General features: G+C 68.6%; 14 protein-coding genes. 7 read left to right on the top strand and 7 right to left on the bottom strand.

Annotation, left to right across the window (positions count from 1 at the left end; translation table 11 throughout):
• The first annotated feature begins 22 nt into the window (after positions 1-22).
• Entirely contained in the window at positions 23-1,513 is a 1,491-nt protein-coding gene (locus tag PGH47_RS00970; protein WP_271661740.1) for a glycoside hydrolase family 76 protein, read from the top strand.
• Positions 1,514-1,565: 52 nt separating this feature from the next.
• Positions 1,566-3,419 (top strand): glycoside hydrolase family 76 protein, encoded by a 1,854-nt coding sequence (locus PGH47_RS00975; protein ID WP_271661741.1) that lies wholly within the window; start codon positions 1,566-1,568, stop codon positions 3,417-3,419.
• Here PGH47_RS00975 and PGH47_RS00980 read toward each other — a convergent pair.
• Complete coding sequence (locus PGH47_RS00980; protein ID WP_333938201.1) at positions 3,413-4,351, bottom strand: tetratricopeptide repeat protein; 939 nt, start codon at positions 4,349-4,351, stop codon at positions 3,413-3,415. The genes PGH47_RS00975 and PGH47_RS00980 overlap by 7 nt on opposite strands.
• 151 nt (positions 4,352-4,502) lie before the next feature.
• Entirely contained in the window at positions 4,503-5,018 is a 516-nt protein-coding gene (locus PGH47_RS00985) for a hypothetical protein (RefSeq protein ID WP_125526887.1), read from the bottom strand.
• Positions 5,019-5,308: 290 nt separating this feature from the next.
• On the opposite strand from PGH47_RS00985, the gene PGH47_RS00990 reads away from it, so the two are divergent.
• Positions 5,309-6,382, top strand: coding sequence for a glycoside hydrolase family 5 protein (locus PGH47_RS00990; protein WP_271661743.1), 1,074 nt, complete (start codon positions 5,309-5,311; stop codon positions 6,380-6,382).
• Between the two features lie 82 nt (positions 6,383-6,464).
• Here PGH47_RS00990 and PGH47_RS00995 read toward each other — a convergent pair whose 3' ends face one another.
• Entirely contained in the window at positions 6,465-7,694 is a 1,230-nt protein-coding gene (locus PGH47_RS00995) for an MFS transporter (protein WP_271661744.1), read from the bottom strand.
• Positions 7,695-8,134: 440 nt separating this feature from the next.
• On the opposite strand from PGH47_RS00995, the gene PGH47_RS01000 reads away from it, so the two are divergent.
• A complete protein-coding gene (locus tag PGH47_RS01000) occupies positions 8,135-8,935 on the top strand; it encodes a metalloregulator ArsR/SmtB family transcription factor (RefSeq protein WP_271661745.1) in 801 nt (266 codons plus the stop codon).
• Positions 8,932-9,318 carry a VOC family protein gene (locus PGH47_RS01005; RefSeq protein WP_271661746.1) on the top strand — a complete coding sequence of 129 codons (387 nt, stop codon included), beginning with the start codon at positions 8,932-8,934 and terminating at the stop codon, positions 9,316-9,318. Before PGH47_RS01000 ends, PGH47_RS01005 begins: the two co-directional genes overlap by 4 nt.
• On the opposite strand, the gene PGH47_RS01010 is transcribed toward PGH47_RS01005, so the two are convergent.
• From PGH47_RS01010 to PGH47_RS01020, 3 genes are all read right to left on the bottom strand, one after another.
• Positions 9,284-10,456 carry a hypothetical protein gene (locus PGH47_RS01010; RefSeq protein WP_271661747.1) on the bottom strand — a complete coding sequence of 391 codons (1,173 nt, stop codon included), beginning with the start codon at positions 10,454-10,456 and terminating at the stop codon, positions 9,284-9,286. The genes PGH47_RS01005 and PGH47_RS01010 overlap by 35 nt on opposite strands.
• 62 nt (positions 10,457-10,518) lie before the next feature.
• Complete coding sequence (locus PGH47_RS01015; RefSeq protein ID WP_271661748.1) at positions 10,519-11,358, bottom strand: calcium-binding protein; 840 nt, start codon at positions 11,356-11,358, stop codon at positions 10,519-10,521.
• A 198-nt stretch (positions 11,359-11,556) separates the two neighbouring features.
• A complete protein-coding gene (locus PGH47_RS01020) occupies positions 11,557-13,110 on the bottom strand; it encodes a pectate lyase family protein (protein ID WP_271661749.1) in 1,554 nt (517 codons plus the stop codon).
• 385 nt (positions 13,111-13,495) lie between these two features.
• Here PGH47_RS01020 and PGH47_RS01025 point away from each other — a divergent pair, with 385 nt between their 5' ends.
• Positions 13,496-14,572 carry an NAD(P)H-dependent amine dehydrogenase family protein gene (locus PGH47_RS01025; protein WP_271661750.1) on the top strand — a complete coding sequence of 359 codons (1,077 nt, stop codon included), beginning with the start codon at positions 13,496-13,498 and terminating at the stop codon, positions 14,570-14,572.
• A gap of 2 nt (positions 14,573-14,574) precedes the next feature.
• On the top strand, positions 14,575-15,063 hold the full coding sequence (locus PGH47_RS01030; RefSeq protein WP_271661751.1) for a carboxymuconolactone decarboxylase family protein: 489 nt from the start codon (positions 14,575-14,577) through the stop codon (positions 15,061-15,063).
• A gap of 87 nt (positions 15,064-15,150) precedes the next feature.
• Here PGH47_RS01030 and PGH47_RS01035 read toward each other — a convergent pair whose 3' ends face one another.
• Positions 15,151-16,791 (bottom strand): GMC oxidoreductase, encoded by a 1,641-nt coding sequence (locus tag PGH47_RS01035; RefSeq protein ID WP_271661752.1) that lies wholly within the window; start codon positions 16,789-16,791, stop codon positions 15,151-15,153.
• Between the last annotated feature and the right edge of the window lie 145 nt (positions 16,792-16,936).

Here is a 16,936-nt window from a genome sequence, read left to right on the forward strand (position 1 = left end):
GTTGCCCTGACGGGGAGGCCCCATGACTCCCGTACGAAGATTCCGCAGACCAACTCCCCCCACCATCGGTCGGTCGGCCGCGGCGATCGCCCTCGCGCTCGTCGCGGGCAACGCCTCGCCGCCCGCGTCCGCCGCCGGCACTGCCACGGCCGCGGCGACCATCTGCAACAAGTACTGCGACACCCGCGACCCCGCCCTGTCCCCCGGCGACCGCACACCGGTGACGGCCACCCTTTACGGTCGGTCGATCGTGCTGCACTTCGACGACGCCGACGCGATGGGCTGGGCGTCCATCGCCAACGGCAGCCCCGGCGACGAGGTGTGGCTCGACCGCTCCTTCGACGGCGGTCGCACCTGGAGCTCCGGCAGCAAGCTCGGCAGCACCACCGTTCCCTCGGGGCAGCGGGGCCGGCGCACGCCGATGTACAACGTGGACGACTGGAACAACCACGGCGTCGGCGCCCTGCGCGCGTGCGGCAAAGCCGGCGATCGTGTCGAGATCGCCTGTACATCGTGGGCCCGTACCACCTGGAACTCCGGCGACAGACGCACCGCGGCGGCCACCGGGCTGATGACCTTCTACAACTACTCGACCGGCCTGTTCGACACCACCGGCTGGTGGAACTCCGCCAATGCCCTGACCTCGGTCATCGACAACATCCGCGTGTCGGGGATGGGCAGTTACTCGTACGCGATCGCCCGCACCTATGACCTGAACCTGAACGCGCAGGACGGGCAGTTCCGCAACGACTACATCGACGACACCGGTTGGTGGGGGCTCGCCTGGGTCGCCGCCTATGACCTGACCGGCGACCGGCGCTACCTCGACACCGCCCGTTCCGACGCCGAGCACATGGCGGCGTACTGGGACGGCACCTGCGGCGGCGGAGTGTGGTGGAGTACGGCGAAGACCTACAAGAACGCCATCTCCAACTCCCTCTACATCCGGCTCAACGCGGCCCTGCACAACCGGATCCCGGGCGACACGACGTACCGGGAGCGGGCCCGGGCCGGCTGGTCCTGGTTCCAGGGCACCGGAATGATCAACGGCTCGAATCTGGTCAACGACGGCATCGACCTGGGCACTTGCCGGAACAACGGCCAGCCGGTCTGGTCGTACAACCAGGGTGTCCTGCTCGGGGCCCTCACCGAGCTGCACCGGGCCACGGGTGACGGCGCGCTGCTCGACCGGGCACGGCAGATCGCCGATGCCGCGACCACGGCATCCTCGCTCCACACCGCCGAGGGCATCCTGCGCGACCCGTGCGAGGGCGGCGACTGCGGCGCCGACGGGCCGTCCTTCAAGGGCGCGCACGTGCGCGGTCTGGGGAAGCTCAACGCCGCGCTGCCGGACCGTCCCTACACGGCCTACCTGCAACGCCAGGCGAACCGTGCCCATTCGAGCGACCGCAATGCCCTCGACCAGTACGGACTGCGCTGGTCGGGCCCGCTCGACAAGGTGGACGCGGCACGGCAGCAGAGCGCCCTCGACCTGCTCAACACGGCGCCATGACGGGCGCGTTCACGGCACCACCCGGAGTGACGAGGCAAGGGGGTACGTCGTCATGTCAGCACTGAGACATCGCGCCTGGACCGGCATCCTGGTCCTGGCACTCGCTCTCGCCGGGCTGGTCGCGCTGCCCGCTCCGGCCCACGCGGCACCGGCGGTCTGCGCGCTGGCCTGCGACACGCTGGACCCCTCGAAGGCGCGTCAGGAGACGTTCCCCGTTCCGGACCGGAACATCAACGGTCGTGTCCTCCGACTGCACGTCTCCGACCCCGACAACATGGCCTGGGCCGGCATCGACAAAGGCGTGCGGGGTGACTCGGTCTGGCTCGACCGGTCCTGGGACCGCGGCGCCACCTGGGAGCCGCTGCTGGGCAGGGCGAGCATCCCCGACACATGGACCGGCACGCGGACGCTGATGTACAACGTCTCCGACCCGGTCGGTCACCGGCGCGGCTGGATCCGGGCCTGCGGCGACGCCGGCGCGGTCCACTGCACCGACTGGGTGTACCCGCGGGTCTGCGACGGAACGTCCTGTGACCGCGCCGACCCCGCCACCGCGTCCGGCGACGACACCCCGGTGCCCTCGACCACCATCTTCGGCCGCGCCGTCAGCCTGCACGTCGACCAGCGCAACGGCATGGCCTGGGGCGTGATCGAGGGTGGCGGCGCGGGCGACGAGATCTGGCTCGACCGTTCCTGGGACGCCGGTGCGAGCTGGCCCGAGGGCTCTTCCCTCGGCCGTAGGAGTGTGGCGTCCGGTGCGTCCTCGACCCGGACCACGATGTTCGCCACCCGGGACCCGCGTGGCCTGCTGTACGGCGGGGCGGTCCGCGTCTGCGGCCGCGAGGCCTCCCATCAGGAGGGCAGTTGTACGGCCTGGGTGAGGCCCGCGCCGACCAGGGCCCGCGCTGCGGCGGACGCGCTGCTGGCGTCGTATCAGACCAACGAGGGCTGGTGGCGCAGCAGTTGGTGGAATTCGGCGGTGGCGCTCACGTCGGTCATAGATTTCGCCGAGCGGAGCGGGAGGCACGACTACGACTGGGTGATCGCCCGTACCTTCGAGCAGAACCGTGGCGTCTTCCCCGCGGGCGTGCGCAGTTCGGACGCGATCGAGGGCCACTTCATCAGCCGCGCCATCGATGACGCGGCCTGGTGGGCGGTGGCCTGGATCGCGGCGTACGACTACACCGGCGAGCGCCGGTATCTGGACGAGGCGGTCACCATCACCGACTACGTCCACCAGTACTGGGATCCGGGCACGTGCGGTGGCGGCGTCTACTGGGACCGCGAACGCACGTACAAGAACGCCGTGACCAACGGGCTGTACCTGTGGCTCACCACCTCGCTGCACCAGCGCCTCGCCGGGGACACCGTGTGGGGCGGTCGGGCGGCCACGGCGGCGGACTGGTACCTGGCGAGCGGCATGATCAACTCGGCGGGTCTGGTCAATGACGGGCTGACCAGGAGCTGCGCCAACAACGGCCAGACGGTGTGGAGTTACAACCAGGGTCTGGCCATCGGCGCCTTCACCCAACTCTGGCGATCCACCGGGAACAGCCGCTACCTGGACACGGCCACGCGCCTGGCCGACGCCGCCATCTCGTCGCCGGTACTCACCCGAGACGGCATCCTGACCGAGTCCTGCGACCTCGCGACGAACTCCTGCGACGACAACCAGAAGCAGTTCAAGGGCATCTTCATGCGTCACTTGGCGGACCTGGCCGACGCCACCGGATCCGCCTCCTACCGGACGTACACCGAAAGGCAGGCCGATTCGATCTGGGCCAGGGACCGTGACTCCCTGAACCGCCTGGGCCAGCGCTGGTCCGGCACCACTCCCAACCCGTCCGACTGGCGCACCCAGGCCAGTGCGCTGGAGGCGTTGACGGCTGCGGAGCACCTTCAGTAGTTGCGCATGCTGAGGGCTTCGGCCACGAGTTTCCCAGGCAGCCTCGGTCCCGCACAGGCGTAGTCGATCAGGAGGTTCCGGTAGGTGGCGTTCGCGAGTTGTGCCGCCAGGGCGATCAGGGCCCTCAGGTCGTCGGGCGAGCCGGAAAGGCGGGTGCGGTAGGCGGCGCCCGCCGCGCGCAGGGAGACTTCGTCGGGTTCGTGTTCCAGGCCCTGTTCGACGAGATCCGCGGCTGCGGCGAAGGCACCCTGCTCGGCGCGCACGTCCGCCAGGTCCAGGTAGAGGGACCAGTTGGCGGGATCCAGGAGCAAGGCGTCTGCATAGGCGTCGGCGGCCTGGCCCAGGTCGCCCATCGCGCGCCAGGTGGCCGCCCGTGCGACCGCGGTCCACATGACCGGCTCGACGCCGTCGGCGCGGTCACACAGTGCGAAGGACAGTTCGTACCGGCCGCAGGCCCGGGGCAGCCGGGCCATGGCGGCCAGCGACTCCGGCACGGGACTGCGTTCGGACACCACGTCGAGGGCATGGAACCAGGGCGTGAACCGGTCCCGCATCTCGTCGGTGTCCAGGTCCTGGCCGTAGTCCAAGGTCCGCAGACATGCCTCGGCCAGCGCCTCGGCGCTCACCCCGTCGAGAAAGCGCGCATCGCCGAACCAGGGTGCGGCGCCCCAGGCCACGTCGGGCCGCACACCGGTGACCGAGCCGAGGGACATCACCGCGTTGTCCATGTCCCCTTCCAGGAACATGAAGTACGCCTGCGCCAGCACAGCGCTCAAGGAGCCTTCGGCTGCGAGGCTCTGTTTCAGTTCCGGGCCTTGGTCCTGCCGCAACTCGGCGAGGGCCGCATAGGGTTCCGGGGCCGACGGTGCCGCGGCTATCGCCCTCACCAGTAGCTCCACGGCGCCCACCGGGCTTCCGCCGCAGTGCGCCATCACCCGAGCGAGACTGATGCCCGCCGCCGCTGACCGATTCGACATTGCCAGAGAATAACCGTGGCCGAGGGAGGGGGCTCAGGCCCCTTCCGGCAGCCTCAGGAAGGCTGCCGGAAGAGCTGGGAGTCATCGGTGACGTGCAGCGATGGGTTCAGCAGCCGCCGCAGTTGTAGTAGAGGACGTCCCAGTGGTTGCCCTCGTCGGCGTAGATGTTGCCCGAGCCTGAGCGCCACTGGGGAGCGCCGTCGCCGCGAAGGCCGATGTAGGTGAAGTTGTTCTTGATGTAGTTCCCGACACAGGTGTACTTGGCGAAGTCGAGCTTGTAGCCGTTCCAGTGCGAGTACGTGCCGGAGGCGTGTCCGGTCTCGGTACCGCCCGTGATGTTCACGGCACAGCCGCTGGCACGCTTCAGCGTCTGTGCGCCCTGGGCGGTGGCCAGGTTGAGCTGCTCGAAGGACGTACAGGTGGAGTTGTTCCGGTTGGAGCAGTTCCCGGACGACGACCAGGTGATGCCGACCTGCTGGAACATGGAAGTCGCGGTGGCGTGACTGATCTTGGTGACGGCGAACGCTTCGCCGGCGGTGCCGACGACTACGGCGCCGGGTGCGACGACAAGGGCGAGAGCGGTCAGGACCGAGCGGAGCTTCAAGGTCTTGGTGACCTTCATCGGGGGACCTTCCTGCGGTGGGCCACGGTTCCTGTCGGGCGGCTGTGCAGGTGGTGCAGGAAGCATCGTGCCCGCGGTCTACGCGCGTTGGCCAGAGGACAAAGCGGAACGCGTCGCCCAACCTTCCGTGCCGTGTGAGCACCTTGAACGTCGGGTGTCACATACATGAACGTTTCCTGTGAATGCCCGAGTGAGTGTGGATGGCGACGAGCCCCTTGTAGCCCCAGAAGTGCTCTGCTTTCCTCCATTAGGAAAGTTTCCTATCAATCACTCACGTGAACGAGGTTCATATGAGGGCATCACTGCTGTCGCTACGGAAGGGTGCGGTGGCCACCGCGCTCGGGAGCGCCCTACTACTCCTCCTCGGCGTCGCCCCGACGGGATCGGCGCACACGACCACCACCGATCAGCGTGCCGCGGCGGCCAGTCCGGTCTCCGCCAACGGCCAGCTCAAGGTCTGCGGCACCAAGTTGTGCAACAGCCGCGGCAACCCGATCCAGTTACGCGGCATGAGCACCCACGGCACCCAGTGGTACCCGCACTGTCTGACCGGCGGTTCGCTCGACGCCCTGGCCGGCGACTGGAACGCCGACGTCCTGCGCGTCTCGACCTACGTGCAGGAGGGCGGCTACGAGACGAACCCCCAGCACTTCACCAACCTCGCGAACTCCCTGATCCAGCAGGCGACCGACCGCGGCATGTACGTGATCGTCGACTGGCACATGCTCACCCCCGGCGACCCCAACACCAACCTGAGCAAGGCGCGGCAGTTCTTCACCGACATCGCCAACCGGAACAAGGACAAGAACAACGTCCTCTACGAGATCGCGAACGAGCCGAGCGGGGTGAGCTGGTCGCGGATCAAGAGCTACGCGGAACAGATCATCCCGACCATCCGCAACATCGACTCGGACGCTCCGGTGCTGGTCGGGACCCGTGCGTGGTCCTCGTTCGGGGTGTCCGAGGGCGCCGACGAGTCGGAGGTGGTGAACAACCCGGTCAGGGCGTCCAACATCATGTACACCTTCCACTTCTACGCGTACTCGCACCGCGACGAGTACCTGGCGACCCTCTCCCGCGCCGCCGACAAGCTCCCGGTGTTCGTCACCGAGTTCGGTACCCAGAACTACGCCGGCGAGGGCAGCAACGACTTCGCCATGTCGCAGCGGTACCTGGACCTCATGGCCGCCAAGAAGATCAGCTGGACGAACTGGAACTTCTCCGACGACAACCGCTCCGGAGCCGTCTTCAAGACCGGGACCTGCGACAGGTCCGGCCCCTGGACCGGCACCTCGCCGCTGAAGCCCGCCGGAGTCTGGATCCGCGAGCGCGTCAGGTCGCAGGACAACTTCCCGACCGCGTGACCCCGACTCGAAGCGGTGCAAGACGAAGATGAACATGAACGACCAGGTGGCCTGTGTGTCTCACACAGGCCACCCCTCGTCGTCACCCCTTGGCAGAGGTGGTGGGAGCCGCCTCCGGGAGGGATTCCGCAGCGGACGACGTGATCACTTCGGAGCTCTCCGAACCCCGGCCGCCCCGGTCCATCAGGCCGCCCGTGAAGGCCAGGCCGAGGCCGGCCACGGCGAGCGCGGCGCCGACGAGGTTCGGGGAAGCCCAGCCCCAGCCGGCGGAGATGGCCAGTCCGCCGAGCCAGGCGCCGCCCGCGTTGGCCAGGTTGAAGGCGGAGTGGTTGGAGGCCGCGGCCATCGTCGGAGCGTTCTTGGCCTTCGCCATCAGCAGCATCTGCACGGGCGTGGTGATCAGGGCACCCATCGCGCCGATGAAGGTGATCGTGGCCAGGGCCGGCACGGTGCTGTGGACGGTGAAGTAGAACGTCACCAGCCCGGCCGCGAGCAGGGCGAGTCCCGCGTAGAGCGTCGGGCGCAGGGCGCGGTCGGTGAGGGGGCCGGCGATCAGCGTGCCGGCCGTCATACCCACGCCGTACAGCGCGAGGACCAGGGTGGTCGAGGTGTCGGAGATGCCCGTCAGGTGCGTCAGCATCGGCACGAGGTAGCTGTAGACGGCGAAGAAGCCGCCGAACCCGACCACGGCCGTGGCCAGGCCGATCACGACCTGCCGGTTGGCCATGGCCCGCACCTCGTGCCGGATGCCGGCCTGCTGACCGCGTGGCTGGTGGGGAACGAAGGCGGCCAGGGCGGCCAGCGCGACGACGCCGATGACGGCGACGGCCGCGTAGGCGGACCGCCAGCCCAGCTGCTGGCCGAGCGCGGTGCCGGCCGGGACACCGATGATGTTCGCGACGGTCAGGCCGAGGAACATCTTCGACACGGCGCGTGCGGCCCGATCGGGGGCGACCAGCCGGGAGGCGACGACGGCGCCGACGCCGAAGAGCGCGCTGTGCGGCAGCCCCGCCAGGAATCGCGCCGCGAACAGCAGGCCGAAGTTCGGGGCGAGCGCGGATGCGATGTTGCCGATCACGAACAGTCCCGACAGCAGCAACAGCAGCCGCTTGTGCGGTACGCGGGCACAGATGCCGGTCAGTACGGGGGCGCCGACGACGACACCGAGCGCGTAGGCCGACACGAGGTTGCCGGCGTGGGGAACCGACACCCCGATCCCGTCGGCGATCTGGGGCAGCAGCCCCATCGTGGCGAACTCGGTCGTGCCGATGCCGAAGGCGACGACAGCCAGGGCCAACAGAGCCAGAGGCATGGAGCGGGAGAACCTTTCGAAGACAGCGGTCCAGGGACGAGGGAGCAGAGAAGGCCGAGGTCGTGGGGACTCCCACCTCGGCCGGCCGCGTCGAGCACCGTTGCCCAGCGCGCCCCCACACAGGGCGAGCCCATGAACAGTGCAGCAGTGGCGGGAAACCGCGCATTCCAAGATCGGGCCGCGTCTTGACGTGATCTACGTCATGCCCCATTCCGTGATGCCCTACGGGCATCACAGGCGCCGGAAGAGGTCTTGGACGGGGCGTCATCGTCGGACGGAGGCTGTGAGGGCAAGGCAAGCCACCGACACGCAGGACGGCATCGGCTCCGGCCCCTATGCGCACTCGGGCGGCACCTGGGTCGACGGCGACACCCTGGGCGGGGCCGACGAGACCGGCCGATCAGATGATGCATCAATCCCAATTGATGTAACGTCGACATATGGCCTCCCATCCCCGGGACGTGACCGTCGCGCCACCCGAGTTCCTCCGGCTGGCAGCGCATCCGCTGCGCTGGCGGCTGCTGACTGAGCTCGCCGACGGCGACCATCGGGTCCGTGAGCTGGTCGAACGCGTCGGGGAGCCGCAGAACCTGGTGTCGTACCACCTGCGGCTGCTCCGCGACGGCGGTCTGGTCACGGCCAGGCGCAGCAGCTTCGACGGCCGGGACAGCTACTACCGCCTCGACCTGGATCGATGCGCTCGCGGGCTGGCGGCGAGCGGTGCGGCCCTGCACCCGGCGTTGCGCCAGGAGCCACCCGCACTCCCCCGCCGTCAGGCCACCGGGACGCCACCCTGCCGCCCGGCGGTGCTCTTCGTCTGCACCGGCAACAGCGCCCGCTCGCCGATCGCCGAAGCCCTGCTGCGCCACCACACCGCCGGTCGCGTGACGACGGTCAGCGCGGGCACCAGGCCCAGACCGCACCTGCACCCGCATGCGGTCCGGGTGCTGCGCGAGTCGTTCGGCATCGACCTCTCCCGTAGTCGCACCCGGCACGTGGACGACCTGGCCGACCGCCGCTTCGACCACGTGATCACCCTGTGCGACAAGGCTCGGGAGGTCTGCCCGGAGTTCGGCGCGCGGCGGGTCCACTGGAGCACGGCCGATCCCGGCACGCCGGACGGCGCCGGCCAGGTCGGCTACGCGGCCTTTCAGCACGCGGCAGCCGACATAGACATGCGGATCAGGTACTTGATGCCGGTCCTGAACGTCCCCGAGACCGTTACGAGGTCCGAGCCATGACTTCCCACGACGAGTACGTCAGCGTCCGCTACCTCGTCGACGACGTGCAGGCCGCCGCCGACTTCTACACCACCCACCTCGGATTCACCCTGAACTCCAGCGCCGCCCCCGCCTTCGCCGCCGTGACCCGAGGCCGGCTGCGGTTGCTCCTGTCGGGCCCGGCGAGTTCGGGTGCCCGGGCCACGCCGAAGGAGGCAGCCGTCGCGGGCGGCAACCGCATCCACCTCGCCTACGACGACCTCGACGCCGAGATCGACCGGCTGAGCGGTGCCGGGCTGACCTTCCGCAGTGAGGTCGTCGCCGGTCCAGGGGGCCGTCAGATCCTGCTGGCCGACCCGGCAGGCAACCTCATCGAGCTGTTCCAGCCTGCCCGTCGGCCCTGATCGGGCGCCCTTGCTGCTGGTGCCGCCGCCAGTCGCGTCCGCCGTCGCGAGAGATCCACAGCCCTTCGTCCTTCACCAGGCCGTAAGTCGCCGTAGTCGCGTCCGCCATACCGTAGAGCGTCGTGCCGTGAACGGTGAGGGACGTGAATGCCGTCGGCGTCTTCAGCTCGCGGAAGGCGGTGTTGGAGTGGTCGTCCGCGAGCCAGTAGCGGCCGCCTTCCTCACCCACGAGCAGTCGCCCGTCGCCGAGGATCTCCAGGACCAGCGACTCCGGGCCGCGCTTCAGGCTCTTCCAGGCGATGCCGCCGGCGAGGACCGTACGCCAGTGCTCGCCGCTGTCCGTGGTCACCAGCAGGCCGCTCACGCTCTCGCTCCGGGTGAGCGGCAGCGCCGCGGTGCCGCCTCGTGCGACGAGGGCACCCCCGCCCACGTACGGCTTCGGGACCGTCGTAGAACCCAGGGTGCGGCCGTCACGCTGCCATACGACGCGGTCGGGGTCCTCGGTCAAGGACTGGTCCAGGGTCCAGACCGTGCCGCGCTCGTCGACGGCGACGCGTACGGCTCCTTCCGGAACTCCGGCCGGGGGCGCCGCCGTGCGCGTGGCCGGGCGGTAGATGAGGGTCGGCTCCAGTTCGGTGAGAAGGACGTCGCCGGGCCGGGTGCGCACCGGCGTCCCGCTGATGCCGACCTTCTGCCGCTTGCCGTGTACGTCGAGGGCGTAGGCTCCGTCGGCTCCCCCTTCCGACGGCACCCTCACGAAGCCGCCGGCCACTCCCTTGAACTCGACCGGTGCCGCCTCCGCGTCCGTGTGTTCCGCCTGCTGGGCGACCGTGGCGCCGTCCGGGCCGATGATGCGCCAGGCGGTCGCAGCCGGGCCTTCGTCGTCCTCGACGTTTCGGGCGTCGTACGTCAGCAGGAGCGAACCGTCGTCCGTGCGCGCCACGTCGGTGGGCGCTCCTGCCATTTCGATGACGTCGGCGGGACGTGGGTGCCGGTCCTCGATGACACGCTTGTACTTCGCCTCACGCCCGCCCGAGTCCACGGTGTCGGCGCCACCCTGGCTGCACGCGGTGAGCGCCAGCGCCGCACAGGCCGCGGCCACGACTGTCCACTGCCTGTGCTTCTTCCTCCGCCACATGGCCGTATCGTCACATGCCATGGAGGCGGCCTCGGCACGAACGGGTCGTGGTCCTGGTCGGGTCAGGGGCGCACGTCGACGTAGTCACCGGTGGCCTTGGCGGGGCCGGTGGTGGTCGTGCCCGCGAAGTTCCAGCGCCAGTAGCCGTCCTTGGCCGCCTTGACCGTGGTGCGCAGGGTGCCGGTGCTGCTGGTCTTCACCGCGACCACGGTGGTGTAGGTGCTGCTGTCCTTCGGGCGGAACTGGAGCTTCACGGTCTGGCCCGCGTATCCCGCGTACCGGTAGGTGTCCCAGTTGGCCCGCACGAGTTTGCCGGTGACGGTGATGCGGGCGCCCTTGGTCACCGGCTCCGGTGACGCGTTGACCGTGAGCTGCGCGGCACGCTTGAGGCGGAAGGACCCGACGCCCGGGGCGAAGACGGAGACTCCGTCGTTGGTGTCGGCGAGGGCGTCGACCGACCAGGTGCCCGCGTTGGCGTTGGCCAGGTCCACCGGATCGTCGCTGCCCGGAGCAGGGTGGGCGTTGACGGTGAACACCGTCGTGCAGGCCGTCGCGCTCTCGCAGAACGCGTCGGTGGTGTAGAAGCCGCCTTGCGGGCCCTTGAGGTCCACGTCGACGAAGGACAGCCCGGGGTCGGCCGATCCGTTGACCGTGACCGGGAAGACCACGTTGTGCGTGGTACCCACGATGACGTCGTTTCCGGAGTTGACGGTGGCACCGCTGACGACCGGTTCGGTGGCGGCATCGGCCGGGGCGCCGACCCCGGCCAGCAGGGCGACGGCGGCCCCCAGCACGACACCGCGGCCTGTCGCACGTACGCCCGGCTTTCCGTGCGGGGCAGGTGCGGCGATGTCGTGCCGGCTGCCCGCTCTGTCGCCAAGGGGTGTGACGTAGCGGCTCATGAACCCTCCCAGGAATGACGGGCTCCGCTGCCAACCACCCGACGAGGCAGGGTAGTTGGCAGGGAGCTCCAGCGACGGAAATGCGTCACCCCCTACGACTGCCGAACCCGCCCGATCGTTGCCCCCGAATATGGGGGGGCACCTTGTGCGAACTGGAGGGCAGGTAGGCAGTCGTGGCTCGGTGGGCCCCTGTCTCTGCTAGGCGTAGGTCTCGAACTCGGCCACCTTCGGGGTGCCGGTGGCGCCGGTGATCTCGAAGGTGATCTTCTTCAGCGAGGTCTGCGGGAACGTGACGACGCCCGCAGCGCTGCCGGTCGCGAGCACGGCACCCGTGTCCGCGTTCAGCAGCCGCCAGGAGCCGATGACTCCCGTGGAGCCGGCGGCCTCCCGGATGGCCACGCTCGACACCGCCGTCGCCGAACCCCACTTGATGGACACCGACCCGGTCGAGCCGGACGGTGACCAGTACGTGCTCATGTCGCCGTCACGGACACTGCCGTAGCTGGTGCCGTCGGCCTTGCTGGAGCCGTCGGAGCCGGCGCCGATGCTGAGGTTCGTGCCGCTGGGCTCCGTCGGGTCGGGCGTGGGAGTGGTGGGCGGGGTCGTCGGGGTCGTCGGGGTCGACGGGGTGGATGTCGGCGTCTGCGCCGAGCAGTTGCCGTCGGACACCTTGAGGCCGGTGCCCGCGCCCGCCGTGCGGCTCACGACGTCGGGCACGCACGCGGCGGCGTCGAGTGTGTAGGAGTAGGGGATGCTCACCGTGGTGTTGGACTGCGGGTTCGGACCGGCGGGATAGTTCTCGGTTCCGGGGCTGGACCAGGTGACGTTGTCGAAGACGTTGCCGCTGACCTGCCAGTAGCCGCGCTGGTCCGTGTAGAAGGTGCCGAGGACGTCCTTGGAGTCCTCGAAGTAGTTGTTGTCCACCTTCGCCTTTGCGCCGGCCCGGGAGTTGATGCCGGACTCGTTCAGGCTCAAGTAGTGGTTGTTGTAGGCGTGGGCCGTCCCGCCGCGCAGGAGTGGGGCGCGGGAGTCGATGTTCTCGTAGCGGTTGTGGTGGAAGGTGACGTAGCCGTTGGACAGGTCGCTCTCGCTGGAGCCGATCAGGCCGCCGCGGCCGGAGTTGCGGAGGATGCTGTACGACAGAGTCACGTACTGCGTGTTGTCCTTCATGTCGAACAGGCCGTCGTAGCCCTCCGACTCACCGCCCGACGCCAACAGGGTGGTGTGGTCGACCCAGACGTTGCGGACGTCGCTCTCCATTCCGATCGCGTCGCCGCCGTTGGACGTGGGTGAGCCCGACTTCTTCACGTTCCGGACGGTCACGTTCTGGATGATGATGTTGCTCGACTCGCGTATGTGGATACCGAGTTGGTCGAAGACGGCACCACTGCCGACGCCGACGAGGGTGACGTTGCTGATCTGCTTCAGCTCGATGACACCGGCGGCCGTGTTGCAGCTGTCCCCCGACACCTTGGTGGTGTTGCCGTGGTTGATGGTGCCCTCGACCTCGATGGTGATCGGCGTGTTGCTGGCGGCCCGGCTGCAGAGGGCCGCGTGGATCTGCGTACCCGTGGTCGCGCGGACCGTCTGTCCGCCGGCACCGCCCGTGGTCCCGCCGTTCTGGGTCGCGTAGCCGGTGGCGCTGCCGGTGGCGGCCGAGGCCTGCGACATCGACAGGGTCATACCGACCGCGGCCGCCAGGGCCATCGCGGCCGACGCCGCGGAGATTCGCAGTGCGACAGGTCTTCTCATCTCGTCTCCTGGGTTCACCGAGGTACACCGTGGATGTGGTGACGCGTGGGTGTGCGACAGCCCCGGGCTCATGAGGGTCGGGGCTGGTGGCGCATGACGCTGGAGAAAGCGCTTTCTGGGTGGAGACCATAGGACCCGTTCGGCCGACCGACAAGACTGTCGACCAGACTTGGTTCACATTCTCGAATGACCGGAGGGGAGTTGGCGCTCCGGATGAGCTTGACCAGGCGCGTGAAGCCCAGTCGGCAGACCGGAGTCAACTGACTGGCCTGGTTTGTGAATACCCATCATGTACCTGAACATGAACGGGCCTTCGACGCCTCTCCTCCGGCATTCCTCGTGCACGGCTATGGGAAGTTTTGGGGTGCATCGTTACCCTCCGCCCATGATTCCCACGGTGGTTTGGGGCACAGGCAACGTCGGGCGTGCGGCGATCCGGGCTGTCGCGGCGCATCCGATGCTCAGCCTTGTGGCCGTGCTGGTGTCGAGTCCCGCCAAGGTCGGCAGGGACGCGGGTGAACTCAGCGATCTCGGGCGGCGCCTCGGAGTGGCGGCGACGGACGACGTCGACGCCGTTCTGTCGGCGGGCCCCCGGGCGGTCGTGTACGCGGCGTCCGGTGACGTACGCCCGGACGGCGCGATCGAGGACATCGGCCGCGCGCTCCGCGCCGGTGCGGTGGTCGTCACGCCGTCCGTGTACGGCATGTACGACTGCACGAACGCCCCCGACGAGATCCGTGACCTGCTGGCCGAGGCCGCGCGGGACGGGGGCGGCTCGCTGTTCGTGTCGGGGGTGGACCCCGGTTGGGCCAACGACGTGCTGCCGCTGCTGGTCAGCGGATTGGGGTCGGAGATCGACGCCGTCCGGTGCCAGGAGATCTTCGACTACTCGACGTACGACCAGGAGGAGGCCGTTCGCGACCTGATCGGCATGGGACACCCGCTGGACTATCAGCCGTTGATGCTGGCCGAGGGCATTCCGACGATGATCTGGGGCGGACAGCTGCGGATGATGGCACGGGCCCTCGGCGTCGAACTGGACGGCATCGAGGAGACCTTGGAACGCCGCCCCCTCGAAACCTCGGTCGTCACCGGCACGATGGGCGAGTTCGCGGCCGGTACCCAGGGAGCGGTACGGCTCGAGGTTCAGGGCGTGGTCGCGGGCGAGCCCCGCATCATCGTCGAGCACATCACCCGCATCCACCCCACCTGCGCCTCGGACTGGCCGGCGCCGCCGGACGGCGGTGCGGGTGCGCACCGCGTGATCATCGAAGGGCGCCCCCGAATAGAGGTCTCGGTCGAGGCCACGGACGAGGGCGAGAACAGGGCTGCCGGCGGCAACGCGACGGCGGCCGGCCGGCTGGTGAACGCCATCGACTGGCTCGTCGAGGCCGGACCCGGTCTCTACGACGCACTCGACGTCCCGCTGCGCCCCGCGGTGGGCAGACTGGGAAAGAAGTGATCATGCAGATCGACATCCCACCGGGCGCCGAGCCCATCCCGTACGTCTGGGGCGACCTGGTGCCCGAGATCGGCCACGCGGCCAGCGCCTTCTCCTTCTCCGTGTATCAGTACACGACCCTGGGACTGCGCGAGTTCGAGGCGGCCCGGCTGCGCATCGCGCAGATCAACGGATGCCTCTTCTGCCTGGACTGGCGCACCGAACGCGACGGGGAGAAGGTCGAGGAAGGGTTCCTGGACGCGGTCACCGAGTGGCGTACGACGGACGCCTTCGACGTGCGGACCCGGCTCGCGGCCGAGTACGCGGAGCGCTACGCGGTCGACCATCACAACCTGGACGACGAGTTCTGGGCACGGATGAAGGCGCACTACAGCCAGGCGGAGATCGTGGAGTTGAGCATGAGCATCGGCTCATGGCTCGCGTTCGGCCGGCTCAACCATGTGTTGGGGCTCGACAGCGTGTGTGTGCTGCCGTCGCCGCAGGGTTCCTGATGAGGCGCGCCTAGAGCTGCGGGCCGGGGCGCATCGGCCACGGCCCACAGTTGTCCGCACGGCCCGCTGACGGGGACGTGAGGACGGTCAGAAGTCCTCTGCTATGACCTTCTCGATGTTGCGCTCGGCGAGCGCGGTGATCGTGACGAAGGGATTGACGCTGACGTTGCCGGGAATCAGCGCGCCGTCCATCACGTACAGGCCCGGATGGCCGTGCAGGCGACCGTAGTTGTCGGTGGCCTTGTCGAGGACGGCTCCACCGAGCGGGTGGTACGTGAGGTGGTCGCCCCAGATCTTGTAGGTGCCGAACAGGTCCGTGCGGTAGATGGTTCCCTCGGTGGCGTTGATCTTGTCGAAGATGGATTTCGCCATGGTGATCGACGGTTGCTTCCACGCGGTCTGCCAGTCCAGGTCCACCTTCCCCGTCGCCGCGTTCCAGGTGAACCGGCCGCGGTGCGGATTGTTGGTGATGGACAGGTAGAACGACGCCCAGGTCTCGATTCCGGTGGGCAGCGGTGCCACTTCGGCGAACGCGCCGCCGGCTGCCCAGTTGTCGATGCCCGCGGTCGGGATGGACGACTGGAGGGCTCCGGTCGGGTCCCAGAGGTGGTTGGCGCGACCGCACATGACGTTGCCGTTCTCGCCCCATCCGTTGCCGACCTCCTTGTTGAGGCCGGGCAGCGCGCCCGTCGCCTTGAGGCGGACCAGGAGCTTGCTGGTGCCGACGCTGCCCGCGGCGAAGAACACCCGTTGCGCCCGTACGGTCTTGGTGGCGGTGACGGCTCCGCTCGTGTCGAGCTGCTCGATGGTGACGGTGTAGCCGCCGCTGGTCGGGGTCACCGAGGTGACCCGGTGCAGGGGTGAGATGGCGACCCGGCCGGTGGCGCGGGCCTGCGCGAGGTAGGTCTTCGGCAGGGACTTCTTGCCGTGGTTGTTGCCGTAGAGGATCTCGCCGGCCAGCGCCGACTTGGTCACCGCTCCGGCTGCCTCCTGCTTCATGTAGTCCCAGTCGTAGACGTTGGGGACGAACACGAAGCGGAAGTTGGAGCGTTGGGCGTGCTTGCGGCCGACCCGTGCGTACTTGTAGGCCTCCGTCGTCTCGAACCAGGCCGGGTCGATGGTGGCGACGCCGAGCGTGCTGTTCGCTCGCGGGTAGTAGACGTCGTACATCTCGTCGGCGTCGACCGACGGGAGCACTCCGGGGAAGCGGCTCCGCTCGGGGGTGACCGCCATACCGCCGTTGACGAGGGAACCGCCGCCGACTCCCCGTCCCTGGTACACCACGATGCCACCCATCTCCTCGGCGTCCAGGATCCCCGTGTAGCGGGGCACGTCCCGGTCGAGCGGGAAGCCGAGGAAGTTGCTCAGGGGCTGCTTGGTCCGGGTGCGAAGCCAGAAGGACCGATAGTCGGGGCTGGTGGTGTTGGCGAAGACCTTGCCGTCCGTTCCCGGGGTGTCCCAGGCCATGCCCATCTCCACCATGTGGACGTCGACACCGGCCTGGGCGAGCCGAAGTGCGGTGACGGAGCCTCCGTAGCCGGTGCCTATGACGAGTGCGGTGACCTGTGCACCGGGTTCGATCACGTCCGCCTGCTGCGAAAGGGCGGCGGCGTTCGGAAGGTCGATTGCGCCGAGAGCTGCGGCGCCTAGAATAGAACCTGTTCTACCAATGAAGCGACGACGAGAAAGGCCTCTTCCTTCCTGCGTGCTGGGTGGTCTTGACTCCACGTAGATCTCCTTCCATTCACACAATGGAAACGAGTTCTACTCACAAGCGTGAAATAAGTCACGAGAAACCTGCGGGTAACTTCAGTACTGCCACCGGATTTCCCGCATCAGAAATGCTCCGATATCTCACGCGCCTCTTCGGCAT

It is taken from the genome of Streptomyces sp. HUAS 31 (assembly GCF_028198125.1).
Lineage (GTDB): Bacteria > Actinomycetota > Actinomycetes > Streptomycetales > Streptomycetaceae > Streptomyces > Streptomyces chartreusis.